Here is a 13,914-nt window from a genome sequence, read left to right as displayed (position 1 = left end):
TGCGTACACTGTGCTGGACCATCGGCTTCCTGTCGGTGATCGGTATCTTCCTGTTGCCAGTGTTCGTGCACTGAGGCCACGCATCATGCGGTACCCGACAGCTGTCCTTTACGCGCTCTGCCTGCTGGCGCCGGCCCTGCCCGGCGCGGCGTGGGCCGAACCCGTCAACTACGCGGTGGACCCGACCCATACCGCGGTGTATTTCTCCGCCAGCCATTTTGAGCGGACCACGGTGCGCGGGCGCTTTGGCAAGATCGACGGCCGTATCAGCTTTGACGAGGCCAGCGGCAGCGGCGCGATCGATTTCACCGTCGATGCCGACTCGGTCGATTCCGGCAACCGCACCCTGGACGGCATCCTGCGCTCGCCCCAGTTCCTGGACGCACAGAACTTTCCGGTAGTCCGCTTGCGCGCGAACCGCTTCGTGCGCGATGGCGACCGGCTAGTGGCAGTCGAAGGCGAGCTGACCCTGCACGGCGTCACGCAACCGCTGCGGCTGGAAGCCGAGCGCTTCAGCTGCGGCGGGATCTCCCTGTTTGGCATCAAGCGCCACGTGTGCGGCGGGGACTTCCGCGCCGTGCTGTCGCGCAGCGCCTTTGGCATGACGCGCTTCCTGCCGGACGTGGGCGATTCCGTGGTCCTGACGATATCGGTGGAGGCCACGCCGGCAGTCCCGGCGCTGGAGTGACAGCCGCGTCACGCACGCGCTCCTGCCGTGGCTGCATGTCGGCCAAACGACACCTGAAAACCGAAATTCTTCTGTAGAATCAGCGGTTTGCATTTTTCCGGCCTCCGCCTGAACAGGGAACCCGAGACCAATGATCACGATTCAAGTTGGGGATGTGGTGGCTGCCTCGCTAGCCGCCGCGGGCGCCTGCCTGATCTGCAGCATCCCGATGGCCTTCCTGCGCAATTTCCCCGCGTGGGCCCTGCGCACCTATGGCCGCCGCGCGCTGCTGGTGCCCCTGATGATCCTGCCGGTGGGCAGCTGGCTGGCCAGCCTGGCCCTGTCTGGACAGATCGACAGCCCCGCCGGGCACGCCATGGTGATCGCCATCGCATTTCTATGCCTGATGCTGGCGTCGGCGCTGCTGCGCTACTACCTGAGCGATTACAGGAAATCTCGCTGAAACGCCGCCAGGCCCACCATGAGCACGCCCCAGCGCTTTGATATCGAGGCCGGCGCCGAAACGCTCGCCGCCGACCGCATCGATGCCGGTAACGGCGCGAGCTGCCTGCTGCTGCACGGCGCCGGCACCAGCCACCGCGCGCGCTGGCTGGCATTGCGCCAGGCGCTGGCAGCGCAGGGCGTAGGCAGCGTCGCCATCGATTTTTCCGGCCACGGCGAAAGCACGGCGCACACACCTAACTCGCTGGCCAAGCGCCTGCGCGAAGCCCGGGCGGCGCTGGCGCAGCTCGACGGCACCGCGCCCAGGGCCGTGATCGGCATCAGCATGAGCGGGGAAATCGCCGTGCGGCTGGCTGCCGATCCGCACAACCGCATCGGGCGGCTGCTGACGCTGGTGGGCGCCGCCTATGATCCAGCCGCGTTCGAGCTCCCCTTCGGCCCGGCCTTTACTGCCGTTTTGCGCACCCCGGCAGCTGGCGCGCGTCGCTCGCCTTCGACCTGATCGCCCGGTTCCGCGGCCGCCTGACGCTGGTGCGTGGCGCCGAAGATGCGGTCATCCCACCCGGCATCGCCGATACGCTCGCCAAACGTGCCAGCCTCGCCGAGCGCGCGGAGGTGATCGACCTGCCGGATACCGGCCACTTGCTGGGCGAGGCCTGGCAAAACCAGCCCGGCTTTGCCGGCAGGCTGAGCGCGATTGCGCTGCGGGCCGTAGGCGCCTGAGCAGGCACCTGAAATCCGGGCGCGAGATCGCCGCGCCCGATTCACGTATGATGCGGCCTTTCGCTTCTCGCAGCCTTTGCCGCCCCCGCTTCCTTCATGGCTCTTAAATCCACCATCTTCAAGGCTGAACTGTCCGTATCCGACATGGATCGGCCTTATTACGGCAGCCACGCGCTGACCATCGCCAAGCACCCGTCGGAAAACGACGCGCGCATGATGGTGCGGCTGCTGGCCTTTGCCTGTGAAGCCAGCGACACGTTGACCTTCACCCGCGGCCTGGACGAGCCCGACGAGCCCGACTTGTGGGAGAAGACCCTGACCGGCGACATCGCGCACTGGATCGAGCTGGGCCAGCCCGACGAATCGCGCCTGAAGCGCGCCGCGGCCCGCGCCGATCGCGTCACCGTGTTCACCTACAATGGTGCGAGCGCGCGTGAATGGTGGAAGGGCATGGCCGGCAAGGCTGGCAAGCTGCGCAACGTGACCATTTACAATGTGCCGGCCGAGGCGGTGGAAGCACTTGCCGCCCTGGCGCAGCGCGCCATGCGGCTGTCGGTGACGATCCAGGATAGCGAGATCTGGGTCAGCGACGACGACCACAACGTCCGCATCACGCTCGAAGTCCTGCAACAGCCCGCGGGCTGAGCCAAACCCGTTCAACCAATCCGCCCGGTGCGGCCGGTTTGCCGCCAGCCTCACCGAACCCGTGACCCTCGCTGATACAGCACAAGGAAGCCATCCATGAATACCACTCCCTCCGGCCTGCAATTTGAAGACACCGTCACCGGCGAAGGCGCCGAAGCCACGGCAGGCAAGCATGTCACGGTGCACTACACCGGCTGGCTCTACGAAAACGAGCAAGCCGGCCGCAAGTTCGACTCGAGCAAGGACCGCAACGACCCGTTCGTGTTCCCGCTGGGCGCCGGCCACGTCATCCGCGGCTGGGACGAAGGCGTGCAAGGCATGAAGGTTGGCGGCACCCGCCGCCTGGTGATCCCGGCCGAGCTGGGCTACGGCGCGCGCGGCGCCGGCGGCGTGATCCCGCCGAACGCCACGCTGCTGTTCGAAGTCGAGCTGCTGGCAGTCTGATCGCCTGGCCGCCGCTGCGGCAGCGGCCAATCGCATCCCGTCCGCGCCATGCGCGGACGGCGAAAAAAGAGGGGTGCCTGTGGGGCACCCCTCTTTGCATTCCGGAGCAGCCGGCCTGCGATCAGAAACTGATCGCGGCGTTGCCCACGTCGACCCGCACCTTGTCGCGGTCCAGCAGGCGGGCGGCATGGCGGGCGTAGTCCTGGGCCCACGCGGCATCGCCGGAGAAACGCGGCTCGCCGGAGAACTTGGCCACGCTGAGGATCTTGTCGATCACCAGCACCTTGCCCACCGGGCTGGAGGCCTGGCAATCGAGCTCGGCGTATTCACGGTCGAACCAGCGCCAGCCAGCGTCTTCGGTAACCGCCGCCAACTCGGCGTCCCCAATGGTGAAGCCAAATTCCTTGCCGGTACCGAAAACTACCGTGAGCGTGCGCGCCATAGCCTGTTCTCCTGGTTGATGCGACATTGTAAAGACATCGCAGGCGATATCGCCACCTTGCCCCGCCAGATAGTATCGATCCGCGATCGTCAGCCTCGCCCCCGCCGTCATCCAGGCAGTTCGCAACGCGGCGCCAGCACGGCCTGCGCGACCTCGGCGCCGGGCTGCTGCGCGAAGGCTACCCAGGCCAGCTTGCCCGGGTCAGCCCCGGCCGGCAGCGGCACGCTGCCCGACCAGGCCAGCCCCTCGGCCGGCACGGCGAAGGGGCCCAGCCAAAGCCGCACGACCCGCTCGTGATGCAACGTGGCGCCCTGGTTCTCGCCAGCCTTCACCGACGACACCAGCCCGTCCTCGACCAGCGCGGCGTAGGCCTGCAGTGGCCCGGAGCGGGCCGCCGGCGTCACGTTCAGCGCGACCCGCACCTGTCCGGCGGAGAGCGCCTGCCAGCCCAGCCGGAGCGAGGCACCAGGCGCTTGCGCGTTGATCTCGGCGACGCGCGCCGCGACCGCGCCTGCCTCGTGCCAGCGGCGCTGCTCGCGCGCGCCGACGAACACCTCGGGCGTATATACCGTCTGGCTGCCCACGGCGCTCGCCAGCGTGCGCTGGCGAGCGGTGAACACGGGGCTGGCGAAGCGGTCGCGCCAGCCCAGACTGTCCCAGTAGTCGACGTGCAGCGCCAGCGCCAGTGCCTGCGAGGCCGGCAGCCGGGCGGCCTGCGTGCCGAGCCAGTGATCGGCCGGTGGACAACTGTTGCAGCCCTCCGAGGTGTAGAGCTCGATCAGTGCGAGCCGCTGGGGCGGACTATCGTGCAGGCACGCGGCCGGCACGGCACCGGCCGCCGCGCGCACCGGTCCGGCCAGCGCGGCGAGCATCAAAGCCGGTGCCCAGCGCATCGGCCAAGACCCGGGCTTGCTGGATTTCAGGGATGTAATGCGCGGCCCGGCTTCCCGGCGCGCCATGGCATCGGCCTGCGCCGATCGTTCGAGATGGTTGTGCATGCTGGACCTCCGAAGGCTGCCTGACCGTTGTCAGTCGCATACAGCCTGCCGGACCTTACAGACATTTCTGCCTGCCATGTGGTTTCCATGCCGCCTGCCGCACAGCTTTGGATTATGCTTGCATCATGGCCATCACCCGACAAGATCTCGAAACAGATCGGCTGCGTGCTTCTCTTTGCAGCACGCCGGTGGCTTCCTCGCTGCTTCCCGAAGACGCTTTCGAGCGTTCTCTGCGCGCTACGCTGGACCAGCGCCCGGATACGCCCGGGCTGGCCGGCGATGTGCTGCTGTTCGGCTATGGCTCGTTGATCTGGAACCCGATGGTGATTCACACGGACCGCCAGCTGGCCACCGTGCATGGCTACCACCGCGGCTTCTACCTGTACTCGCGCATCAACCGCGGCACCTGGGACGACCCGGGCCTGGTGCTCGCGCTGGACCGCGGCGGCTCTTGCCACGGCGTCGTCTTTCGCATCCCCCACCACATGATCGAGCAGGAGTTCCGCCTGCTATGGCGGCGCGAGATGCTGACCGGCGCCTACCATCCGCGCTGGCTCAACGTGAAGATGGCCGGCAGCCCGCCGCGGCGCGCCCTGGCCTTCGTGATGAACCGCGGGCACGAAGCCTATGCCGGACGCCTGCCGGACGACCGCGTGGTGGCCCGCCTGCGCCACGCCTGCGGCCTGTATGGCCCGGCCCGCGAATACCTGCAGCAGACGCTGCTTGGCCTTGCCACCAACGGGGTCGACGATCCCTACCTGGGCCGGCTCTGGCGCCGGCTGCAGGATACGGATGCCACGGCCGCACAGGCTGTCGGCGAACCCGCCTGACCCAGGAACGACCAGGATGCCACGCCCTGCTGCCCGCCCCCGCCGACTAGTGCTTGCCGAAGTGCTGGGGCTGACCGGATTGCTGATGGGCGGCGCGCTGCTGGCCGGGCCCGGCGGATCGACGCTGGCGGCGCGCCCTGCCGGCAACAGCCCGGCCCAGTCATCGCCGCGCTCGCACGGGCAAGGCGCTGCCGGCTCCTCCGCTCCCGCGCGCGATGGCATTGGCGGGCTCGACCACAATCTGCTTGCCGCGGCTACGCTGGGAGACCTCGAACTGGTCAAGCGTTTGCTGGCTTCGGGCGCCTCCGCCCAGGCCGCCGACGAACGCGGCCGCAGTGCCTTGCTGGTGGCGGTCTACAGCCGCCATACCGAGGTGGCCAAGGCGCTCGTGGCAGCCGGCGCCGATGTCAACCGCAAGGACATGGAATCCAACAGCCCCTTCCTGCTGGCCGCGTCCACCGGGCAGCTCGAGCTGGTGCAACTGGCGCTGGCGCATGGGGCCGATCTCAACAGCACGGACAGCTACGACAACACCGCCCTGATCGCCGCGTGCGAGCATGGCAATACCGAAGTCGTGAAGGTGTTGTTGAAAGCCGGCGTGGCGGTCGACCATGTCAACCGCCAGGGCTGGACCGCCTTGCTGGAGACCATCGTCATGGGCGATGGCAGCGCGCGCTATGAAGACACCGTGCAGTTGCTGCTGGACGCGGGCGCGGATGCAAACCTCGCCGATCGGGATGGCACCACCCCGACCCGGCACGCTCGCGAGCGCAGCTACAAGACCATGGTGAAGATGCTGGTGCGCGTGCGCGGGCACTGATGCGCCCGCGCAGTTTCCACTGATGTCACGCTATCCGGCCAGGCCGCTCAGGCCGCCGCCGGCTTTGACTCGGCGCTGCGCGCGTTCTCGCTTTCCTGCAGCGCGCGCCACATCACCTTGCCCGTGCCCGACTTGGGCAGCGCGTCGACAAACTCCACCACGCGCGGGTACTTGTAGGCGGCCATGTTTTCCTTGGCCCACTCGATGATTTCCTCGGGCGTGGTCTTGCCCTTGGCATGCGTCTTGAGCACCACCACCGCCTTCACGGTTTCGCCGCGATAGGCGTCGCGCGTGCCGATGATGCAGGCTTCCTGCACGTCGGGATGCTTGTACAGCAGGTTCTCCACCTCGGCCGGCCACACCTTGAAGCCCGACGCGTTGATCATGCGCTTGAGCCGGTCGGTGATGAAGTAGTAGCCCTCTTCGTCCATGCGGCCCAGGTCGCCGGTGCGGAAGAAGGTCTTGCCCTCGAACTCGATAAAGGCATCGCGCGTGGCATCCGGCTTGCCCCAGTAACCCTTGAACACCTGGGGGCCGCGCACGATGATCTCGCCAACCTCGTTGACGGCCACTTCCTTGAGCGTGACCGGATCGATCACGCGCGCATCGGTATTGAAGGTGGGCACGCCCAGGCACTGCAGCTTGGGCCGGTCGCTCGGATTGCTGTGGGTCGGCGCCATGGTTTCGGACAAGCCATAGCCTTCAATGTAGTTGAGGCCGAACTGCTGCTTCAGACGCTCCGCCACCGCCTGCGGCATGGCCGCGCCGCCACCGCCGATATAGCGCAGGCTCGACAGGTCGAACTGATCCAGGTTCGGGCTGCCCAGGAAGTCGATCACCATGGTCGGGATATTGGTCCAGTGCGTGACCTGGTAGCGCGAGATCAGCCGGCCCGCGACTTCGCGGTCCCAGCGCGGCAGCATCACCACGGTGGCGCCGCTGTAGATCGGGCCGTTCATGCCGTACTGCATGCCGGTCACGTGGAACAGGGGCAGCACCGCCAGGATCGTCGATTCCGCGCCGCTGCCGCTCCAGGTGCCGCCACCGATCACGTTATGCATGACGGAGCGGTGGGTGTGGATGCAGCCCTTGGGAAAGCCGGTAGTGCCCGAGGTGTAGGGCATCACCGCCATATCGTCCGGGCCGGCGGTATGCGGACCCGGCACCAGTTGCGCGGCAAGCGCCTCGGACCACGGGGTGGCGCCAGCCGGCAGCGGATGCTGCGCGGTCAGCCAGGCGCCGGGGGCGTCTTCGGGGTTTTCATGGCTGGGCGGCAGCGCATCGCTGTATTGCGTGACCAGCAGGTGCTGCAGGCGCTGCTCGGCCGGCAGTTCGTGGTTGGCCTGCTCGGCGCCCATGGCCAGGTCCGCGCTGCAGATCGCCACGCTGGCCTGCGCGTCGGTGATGTAATGCTTGAATTCCTCGGCCCGGTTCATCGGGTTGACTGGCACGACCACGGCATCCGCGCGCAGGATCGCGTAGTACGCGATGATGAACTGCGGGCAGTTCTGCATATACAACAGCACCCGGTCGCCCTTCTTCACACCTGCCTTTTGCTGCAGCCAGCCCGCCATGGCGCTGGCCTGGGCTTCCAGCGCCCGGAAGGTGATGGCGTTACCGAAGTACCGGATGGCCGCCTTGTCGGCATAGCGCTGGGCGGAGACCACCAGGTTGTACCAGAGCGAGGTCTCCGGCAGCACGATCTCGGTGGGCACACGCTTGGGCCAGAACTGGAAATGCGGGCGCGTGGGCTGGGGGGTCTGCATAAAGGTCTCCTGTGCGGTCTATCCGACCTGATCTTGGCGTACGAGGCGAGAGGCGAATCTGGGAATCTGGCGAATCTGGCGAATCTGGGAATCAGTCAAGCAATATAACCGAACGACCGTTCTTTTTTCAATCCATCGATTACCCTTGCCTGCGCCGGCATGGATGGGTGCATGGCCGCCAAGGTTGCATTTGGCGGGACGGCCCCAAGATAGAGCGCATGACGTCATTGCCCGGGCGAGGCCCTTCGCGCGGTGGGCGTCCCACACTCCGAGGCCAAGCCATGAGCGACGTAACCCTGCAGAATTTTGACGCCGACGTGATCGAGACGTCGCGCCACATCCCGGTGCTGGTGGATTTTTGGGCGCCGTGGTGCGGTCCTTGCCGCACCTTGGGGCCGATGCTGGAAAAGCTTGAGGGCGAGGCGGCCGGCAAATGGCGGCTGACCAAGGTGAACGTGGATGAGAACCAGGAGCTGGCCGCGCATTTCGGTGTGCGCAGCATTCCCCACGTGGTGGCGTTTGCCGATGGCCAGGCAGCGGACCAGTTCACCGGCGTGCTGCCGGAATCCGGGCTGCGCGAGTTTATTGCCCGCGTGATGCCCGACCCGGGCAAGGTGGCCCTGGGTGCCGCCCGCGACGCTTGCGCCGCGGGCAATCGCGAAGCGGCCAGGTCGGCGTACCAGGCGGCGCTGGCGTTCGACCCCGGCTTCGATGCGGCTCGCCTTGAGTACATCGGCTTCCTGCTGGATGAAGACGCACTGGACCAGGCCCAGGCCGAGTTCGGCATGCTCTCCCCCGACGCGGCTGCGCAGGACGGCCATGCGGCGCTCTCCACCCGGATCGAGGCCATGCGCGGCGCCTCCGACCTGCCCGACGCGGCCACCCTGGCGGCCCGTGTCGCCGACGTCCCCGGCGACCTGCAGGCCCGGCTGGACCTGGCACGCGCGCTGATCGCGCACCGGCAGTATGAGCCGGCGCTGGAGCAATTGCTGGCCATCGCACGCACCGATCGCACCTTTGAGGACGATATCGGCCGCACGGCCATGCTGTCGGTATTCAAGCTGATGAGCGATCAGCCCGACGTGGTGTCGCGCTATCGCCGCCTGCTGGCCTCGGCGCTCAATTAAACTGGCGCGTAAACGCGGCGGGCCGGGCCCGCCGTTTTATCTGCCGTGCAACCGCCCTGTTCCGCCGTGACTGCTTCCCCGCCCCGCCTGATCGACTTCCAGACCGACCCCGAACCGCTGCCCAGCCACGATCGCCCGCGCCCGGACCGGCGGGTTGCCGGCAACCCGGAGCGCACCACCTGGACACACTACAGCGCCAGCCAGGGCGACTTCGATTGCGGCATCTGGGCTTGCGAGCCGGGCGCGTGGCGCATTGCGTTTCCGGCCGGCAAGGAGGAGTTCTTCCACGTCATCAGCGGGCGCCTGCGCATCAGCGACGACGCGGGCAACGCCCGTGAATTTGGCCCCGGCGACGCCTGCGTGATCCCGGCCGGCTTCACCGGCCTGTTCGAGGTGATCGAGCCGGTGCGCAAGCACTTTGTCGTGCTGGAGCGGGCTGCCGCCGCCAGCTAGGCCGCCTGCTCCGACGGCGCCTCGATCAGGCTGAAGCCGTTCTCGCGCATGTGGTTGACCATCATGGCGTCCATCGCCTTCACGTGCTGGTCGAACCAGCCTGGCAGCTCCGACAAGAGCCGGCGGCCCAGCGCCAGGTCGCCCTCGGCCACCTTGTCGCGCACCGCGCCGGCCACCGCCAGCACCTGCTCGTGCTCGCCGCGGTGGCAGTGCTGCGGGCCGAAGGCCATGGCCTCCATCCACGCTTCCTCCTGGCCGAAATGATGGCGGGTATGGTCGATCCACTCGTCCAGGGCTGCCAGGAAGCCCGCATCGTCGGCGCGCGTGGCGGCGTCCAGCAGTTGGACGAATTCGGCGTGGGTGGCATCGGTGACCGGCTCGCCCAAGAGCAGGTCGGGGGCCAGCGTGGCAGTGCCGGGCAAAGAGGAATCGGTCATATTCGAAGGGACAAAATCGCGCAAGCTGCAAGGATACCGAATCCGCGGCGGCTCGGCCTGATCCAGGACAAAGCGCAGCGCCGCCAAGGATGGCGGCACGCGCAGGGTATGCTCAAGGCTGGCTCTCTCACCGCGCCAGGCTGATCCCTGGCTTCCCATGCCCCGACTGCTCTTCTTCTGCGGCCATGCCGGCACCGGCAAGACCACCCTGGCCCACCGCCTGATCGGCCCGCTGATGCAGGCCACCGGCGAGCCGTTCTGCCTGCTCGACAAGGACACGCTCTACGGTGGCTACAGCGCCGCGGCAATGGGCGCGCTGACCGGCGACCCGAACGATCGCGACAGCCCGACGTATCTCAAGCACCTGCGCAATGCGGAATATGATGGCCTGCTGGATACCGCGCGCGAAAACCTCGCCCTGGGCATCAGCGTGATCGTGGTGGGCCCGCTGTCGCGCGAGGTGCGCGGCCACCTGCTGCACGATCCCGCATGGTTGCGCGTGCCCGCCGGCACCATCGTGCGCACCCTGTGGGTGCACCTGCAGGAGGACGAAGCACATGCGCGCATCGTCAAGCGCGGCAATCCCAACGATGCCTACAAGCTGGCGCACTGGGACGACTACCGCACGCGGCGCTTCATGCCCGAGCCGGCACAGCACCCCGAGCTGGCCTACTTCGACAATACAGCGCCGAACGACGCCGCTTTGGACGCCCTGCTCGCCACGCTTGCGGCGTAGCCAGGCGTGCGCTGCTCATTCCGGCGCCGTGAGGGCGGCCAGCACGCTGGACGCCGCCACCATCCCGAACACCGCCGTGACCGCCACCGAGGAGCCGAAGCCGGCACAGGCCAGCCCCTGCGGGCCCGCCGGCGGCGCACCGGCCCCGGTCGGCGTGGCTTCAGGGGCTTCGTCGATTTCGCAGGACTGCTGCTCGGGCTCGGGATAGCGCAGCGGCTCGTCGGAGAAGACCGCGTCGATGCCGAATTTGCGCTTGGGGTTGCGCGGCCAGCCCCAGTCCTTGCGCAGGGTGGAGCGCACCTTGGCCAGCAGCGGATCCTGCACGGTGCGGGAAAAATCGACCACGCGGATGCGGGTCGGGTCGAGCTGGCCGCCAGCGCCGCCGCAGGTGATGATGCGCCGGCCCACGCGGCGGGCCCAGCCCAGCATGGCGATCTTGACCTTGACCGAGTCGATCGCATCGATGATGTAGTCGTGCCCGTCGAGCAGCGCGACCAGGTTTTCCGGGGTCACGAAATCGTCCACCTCGGTCACCCGGCAGCGCGGGTTGATCTGCACCATGCGCTCCGCCATGGCCTGCACCTTGGCGCGGCCATAGGCGTCGCCCAGCGCGTGGATCTGGCGGTTGGTGTTGGATACCGCGATATGGTCCAGATCGATCAATGTGACGCGGCCGACCGCATTGCGCGCCAGCGCCTCGGCCGCCCAGCTGCCCACCCCGCCGATGCCGACCACGCATACGCTCGCCGCCTCCAGCCGCGCCAGGCCGGCCGCGCCGTACAGGCGCGCCACGCCGCCGAAGCGCCGGTGGTAGTCGTCATCCTCCGGGCTCTCGTGGGTAAGGGCCAGCGGCAGTTGCGCCAGTTCCAGTTCCGGCTGGGTGGGGACTGCGGGGACGGGGTTGCTCATTTCTACGCTCGAAGCTGGCTGAATTGGAGGACACTGCGGGGAAAAGCGCGCTTTGCCGCACCTTGTCAGCTAAGCGCCGACAGGAAAACGGGGCGCGCAACTATACAATACCCACAGCAGTGGTTCGACCGCCGCATTGTCTCGCAGAGCGCTCGCGGCTGCCGCCGCCAATCAGGAAACCGATCCCATGCCCCTGCGCCGCAAGGCCGTCCTCTGGAGTGTACTGACACCGCTGGTGCTGATCGCGGCGCTTGTCGTGATTATCCTGACCTTCGACTGGAATCGCCTCAAGCCGTGGCTGAACCAGAAGGTTACCGAGGCCATCGGCCGGCCCTTTGCCGTCAATGGCGATCTCACCCTGACCTGGCGCAACGCCGAGGGCGAAACCGGCTGGCACACCTGGGTCCCCTGGCCGCGCCTTTCCGCGCGCGACGTCACCGTGGGCAACCCCGAATGGGCCCGCGAGCCCAACTTCGCCACCGTGCGCGAGCTGATCTTCGTGCTGCGCCCGCTGCCCCTGCTCTCCCACCAGATCTCGATCCCCTCCATCACCGTCGACAGCCCCGCGGTCTGGCTCGAGCGGCTGGCTGACCAGCGCAATAACTGGACCTTCGTCACGCCCGCTGGCAAGGCGCCATCGCGATGGCAGCTCGACATCGGCGAAATCTCGCTGGTGCGCGGCGACCTGGCGCTGAACGACCAGGCGATGAAAATTGAGCTGCAGGCGCGCCTGGACAGCATCGGCGACGCCGCCCTCTATGAAAAGACCCGCGACGGCGCCCTGATTGCGCCGCCGGCATCGGGCGCGCCTGCCCCGGCCGCGCCGGCAAGCCAGACAGGCGTCGGCAGCGGCAACGCCGGCCAGCGCTACGGCATCCGCTGGAAGGCCACGGGGCGCTACAACCAGGCCACCATCAACGCCACCGGCAAGGCTGGCACAGTGCTGAGCCTGCGCGACGCTCAGGATCCCTTCCCCCTGCAAGCCGATGTGCGGGTAGGCAACACCCGCGCGGTGGTGGAAGGCACGCTGACCAACCCCGCCCACCTGGGCGCGCTCGACATGCACCTGCAACTGTCGGGCGACAGTATGGCCAAGCTGTACCCGCTGACCGGCATCGTGCTGCCAAGCACGCCACCCTACGAGACCCGCGGCCGGCTGGTTGCCACCTTGCGTAAAGGTGCGTCCGTGTACCGCTACGACAAGTTTTCCGGCCGCGTCGGCGGCAGCGACCTGAACGGCTCGCTCACCTACACGCAGCGCCAGCCACGCGCCCTGCTGTCGGGCGAACTGGAATCGATGCAGCTGCGCTTCGAGGACCTGGCCCCGCTGATCGGCGCGGACGCCAAGCCCGGGCAGGCAGCGTCCGACAGCACGGTGCGCCAGCCCGCCGACAAGGCGCTGCCGGTGGCGCCGTTCCGCACGGAGCGCTGGGACAGCATCGACGCCGACGTGAAGTTCACCGGCAAGCGCATCATCCGCACCGCCGACCTGCCTATCACCGACCTCGTCACCCATCTCAAGCTCGACGATGGCGTGCTCACGCTGGACCCGCTCAATTTTGGCGTGGCCGGCGGCAACCTGATATCGTCGCTGCAGCTCAACGGCAAGCGCGAGCCGCTCGCCGCCACCATCGACATGAAGGCGCGCCACCTCCAGCTCAAGCAGTTGCTCCCGAAGTTCGAGTCGATGCGTGCCAGCGTGGGTGAAGTCAACGGCAGCGCCAAGCTCAGCGCCACCGGCAACTCGGTGGCGGCCTTGTTGGGCTCGTCCAATGGCGAGGCCAAGCTGCTGGTCGAAGACGGCACGATCAGCAAGTTCCTGCTCGAGGCGATGGGCCTGAACGTGGGCAGCGTGGTGATCTCCAAGCTATTCGGCGACAAGCCGGTGCAGGTCCATTGCGGTGTCAGCGATTTCAGCTTCACCAATGGCGTGGCGCGCGCGCGCACCTTCGTCATCGACACGCAGGACGCCGAGATCGACACCAGCGGCGCTATCGACTTCGGCAGCGAGCGGCTTGCGCTCACCGTGCGGCCGGATTCCAAGGGCCTGCGCATCTTCTCGCTGCGCTCGCCGCTCTATGTGGGCGGCACACTGAAGAAGCCTTCGGTCAGCCCGGACGTTGGCGTGCTGGCCTTGCGCGCCGGCGGCGTGGTAGCACTCGCGCTGGTAGCGCCGGTGGCCACGGCAGTCCTGCCCCTGATCGATCTCTCGACTGCACCCGACAGCCAGTGCGGCAAGCTGTTGGCGCAGATTCGCACGCGCCCGACCGCGCCGCCGCCGGGGCAGACTTACCGCGAGCCAAAGACCGGCAAGACCAACCTGGCGTCAGGCCCCGCGCCGGACGCGCAAGCCGCGTCCGCTGCTTCGGCACCCGTCAAGCCCGCGGCACCGTCGCGCCCCGCCGCATCCGATCGGCCAGCGCCAGGCAATGCGCTCTATCAGGGCGGCTGAACG

At 67.8% G+C, this 13,914-nt stretch carries 17 protein-coding genes and 1 pseudogene; 13 read left to right on the top strand and 5 right to left on the bottom strand.

Annotated features, from left to right (window positions below):
- From OR16_RS48545 to OR16_RS32535, 7 genes and pseudogenes are all read left to right on the top strand, one after another.
- Positions 1-74: pseudogene (locus tag OR16_RS48545) on the top strand (MAPEG family protein); the annotation flags it as partial.
- Positions 75-85: 11 nt separating this feature from the next.
- Positions 86-688, top strand: a complete 603-nt coding sequence (locus OR16_RS32555; protein WP_006163008.1) for a YceI family protein — start codon at positions 86-88, stop codon at positions 686-688.
- 130 nt (positions 689-818) lie between these two features.
- Positions 819-1,130 carry a hypothetical protein gene (locus OR16_RS32550; RefSeq protein WP_006163006.1) on the top strand — a complete coding sequence of 104 codons (312 nt, stop codon included), beginning with the start codon at positions 819-821 and terminating at the stop codon, positions 1,128-1,130.
- 18 nt (positions 1,131-1,148) lie between these two features.
- A complete protein-coding gene (locus OR16_RS32545) occupies positions 1,149-1,631 on the top strand; it encodes an alpha/beta fold hydrolase (protein WP_006163005.1) in 483 nt (160 codons plus the stop codon).
- Positions 1,632-1,660: 29 nt separating this feature from the next.
- Complete coding sequence (locus OR16_RS40170; RefSeq protein ID WP_006163003.1) at positions 1,661-1,852, top strand: hypothetical protein; 192 nt, start codon at positions 1,661-1,663, stop codon at positions 1,850-1,852.
- A 96-nt stretch (positions 1,853-1,948) separates the two neighbouring features.
- Positions 1,949-2,497, top strand: coding sequence for a YaeQ family protein (locus OR16_RS32540; protein ID WP_006163001.1), 549 nt, complete (start codon positions 1,949-1,951; stop codon positions 2,495-2,497).
- A 96-nt stretch (positions 2,498-2,593) separates the two neighbouring features.
- Positions 2,594-2,941 carry an FKBP-type peptidyl-prolyl cis-trans isomerase gene (locus OR16_RS32535; RefSeq protein WP_006162999.1) on the top strand — a complete coding sequence of 116 codons (348 nt, stop codon included), beginning with the start codon at positions 2,594-2,596 and terminating at the stop codon, positions 2,939-2,941.
- A gap of 121 nt (positions 2,942-3,062) precedes the next feature.
- Here the strand turns inward: OR16_RS32535 and OR16_RS32530 are convergent, their stop codons facing one another.
- Together OR16_RS32530 and OR16_RS32525 are read right to left on the bottom strand one after the other, a co-directional pair.
- Positions 3,063-3,383 carry a hypothetical protein gene (locus OR16_RS32530; protein ID WP_006162998.1) on the bottom strand — a complete coding sequence of 107 codons (321 nt, stop codon included), beginning with the start codon at positions 3,381-3,383 and terminating at the stop codon, positions 3,063-3,065.
- A gap of 107 nt (positions 3,384-3,490) precedes the next feature.
- Positions 3,491-4,381 (bottom strand): DUF1223 domain-containing protein, encoded by an 891-nt coding sequence (locus OR16_RS32525; RefSeq protein ID WP_006162997.1) that lies wholly within the window; start codon positions 4,379-4,381, stop codon positions 3,491-3,493.
- 125 nt (positions 4,382-4,506) lie between these two features.
- Here OR16_RS32525 and OR16_RS32520 point away from each other — a divergent pair, with 125 nt between their 5' ends.
- Both OR16_RS32520 and OR16_RS32515 read left to right on the top strand, forming a co-directional pair.
- Entirely contained in the window at positions 4,507-5,211 is a 705-nt protein-coding gene (locus tag OR16_RS32520; RefSeq protein ID WP_043422025.1) for a gamma-glutamylcyclotransferase, read from the top strand.
- 16 nt (positions 5,212-5,227) lie between these two features.
- Positions 5,228-6,031 (top strand): ankyrin repeat domain-containing protein, encoded by an 804-nt coding sequence (locus OR16_RS32515; RefSeq protein WP_081488941.1) that lies wholly within the window; start codon positions 5,228-5,230, stop codon positions 6,029-6,031.
- 47 nt (positions 6,032-6,078) lie between these two features.
- Here the strand turns inward: OR16_RS32515 and OR16_RS32510 are convergent, their stop codons facing one another.
- Positions 6,079-7,797: a long-chain fatty acid--CoA ligase gene (locus tag OR16_RS32510; protein ID WP_006162992.1), complete on the bottom strand. Its 1,719-nt coding sequence runs from the start codon at positions 7,795-7,797 to the stop codon at positions 6,079-6,081.
- A gap of 281 nt (positions 7,798-8,078) precedes the next feature.
- Between OR16_RS32510 and trxA the strand changes: the two genes are divergently transcribed.
- A complete protein-coding gene (gene trxA, locus OR16_RS32505; protein ID WP_006162991.1) occupies positions 8,079-8,924 on the top strand; it encodes a thioredoxin in 846 nt (281 codons plus the stop codon).
- 66 nt (positions 8,925-8,990) lie between these two features.
- On the top strand, positions 8,991-9,377 hold the full coding sequence (locus OR16_RS32500) for a cupin domain-containing protein (protein ID WP_006162990.1): 387 nt from the start codon (positions 8,991-8,993) through the stop codon (positions 9,375-9,377).
- On the opposite strand, the gene OR16_RS32495 is transcribed toward OR16_RS32500, so the two are convergent.
- Positions 9,374-9,814: a bacteriohemerythrin gene (locus OR16_RS32495; RefSeq protein ID WP_043422040.1), complete on the bottom strand. Its 441-nt coding sequence runs from the start codon at positions 9,812-9,814 to the stop codon at positions 9,374-9,376. The two genes, OR16_RS32500 and OR16_RS32495, sit on opposite strands and share 4 nt — an antisense overlap.
- A 157-nt stretch (positions 9,815-9,971) precedes the next feature.
- Here OR16_RS32495 and OR16_RS32490 point away from each other — a divergent pair, with 157 nt between their 5' ends.
- Positions 9,972-10,550, top strand: a complete 579-nt coding sequence (locus OR16_RS32490; protein WP_006162986.1) for an AAA family ATPase — start codon at positions 9,972-9,974, stop codon at positions 10,548-10,550.
- 15 nt (positions 10,551-10,565) lie between these two features.
- On the opposite strand, the gene tcdA is transcribed toward OR16_RS32490, so the two are convergent.
- Positions 10,566-11,459 (bottom strand): tRNA cyclic N6-threonylcarbamoyladenosine(37) synthase TcdA, encoded by an 894-nt coding sequence (gene tcdA / locus OR16_RS32485; protein WP_006162984.1) that lies wholly within the window; start codon positions 11,457-11,459, stop codon positions 10,566-10,568.
- A gap of 187 nt (positions 11,460-11,646) precedes the next feature.
- Between tcdA and OR16_RS32480 the strand changes: the two genes are divergently transcribed.
- The gene (locus OR16_RS32480; protein WP_006162983.1) at positions 11,647-13,911 is read left to right on the top strand and encodes an AsmA family protein; all 2,265 of its coding nucleotides are present in this window, start codon (positions 11,647-11,649) and stop codon (positions 13,909-13,911) included.
- Positions 13,912-13,914: the final 3 nt, after the last annotated feature.

The organism is Cupriavidus basilensis OR16 (assembly GCF_000243095.1).
GTDB lineage: Bacteria > Pseudomonadota > Gammaproteobacteria > Burkholderiales > Burkholderiaceae > Cupriavidus > Cupriavidus basilensis_D.
Note: the sequence above shows the minus strand (reverse complement) of the source record. Positions and strands in the feature narration are given on the sequence as shown.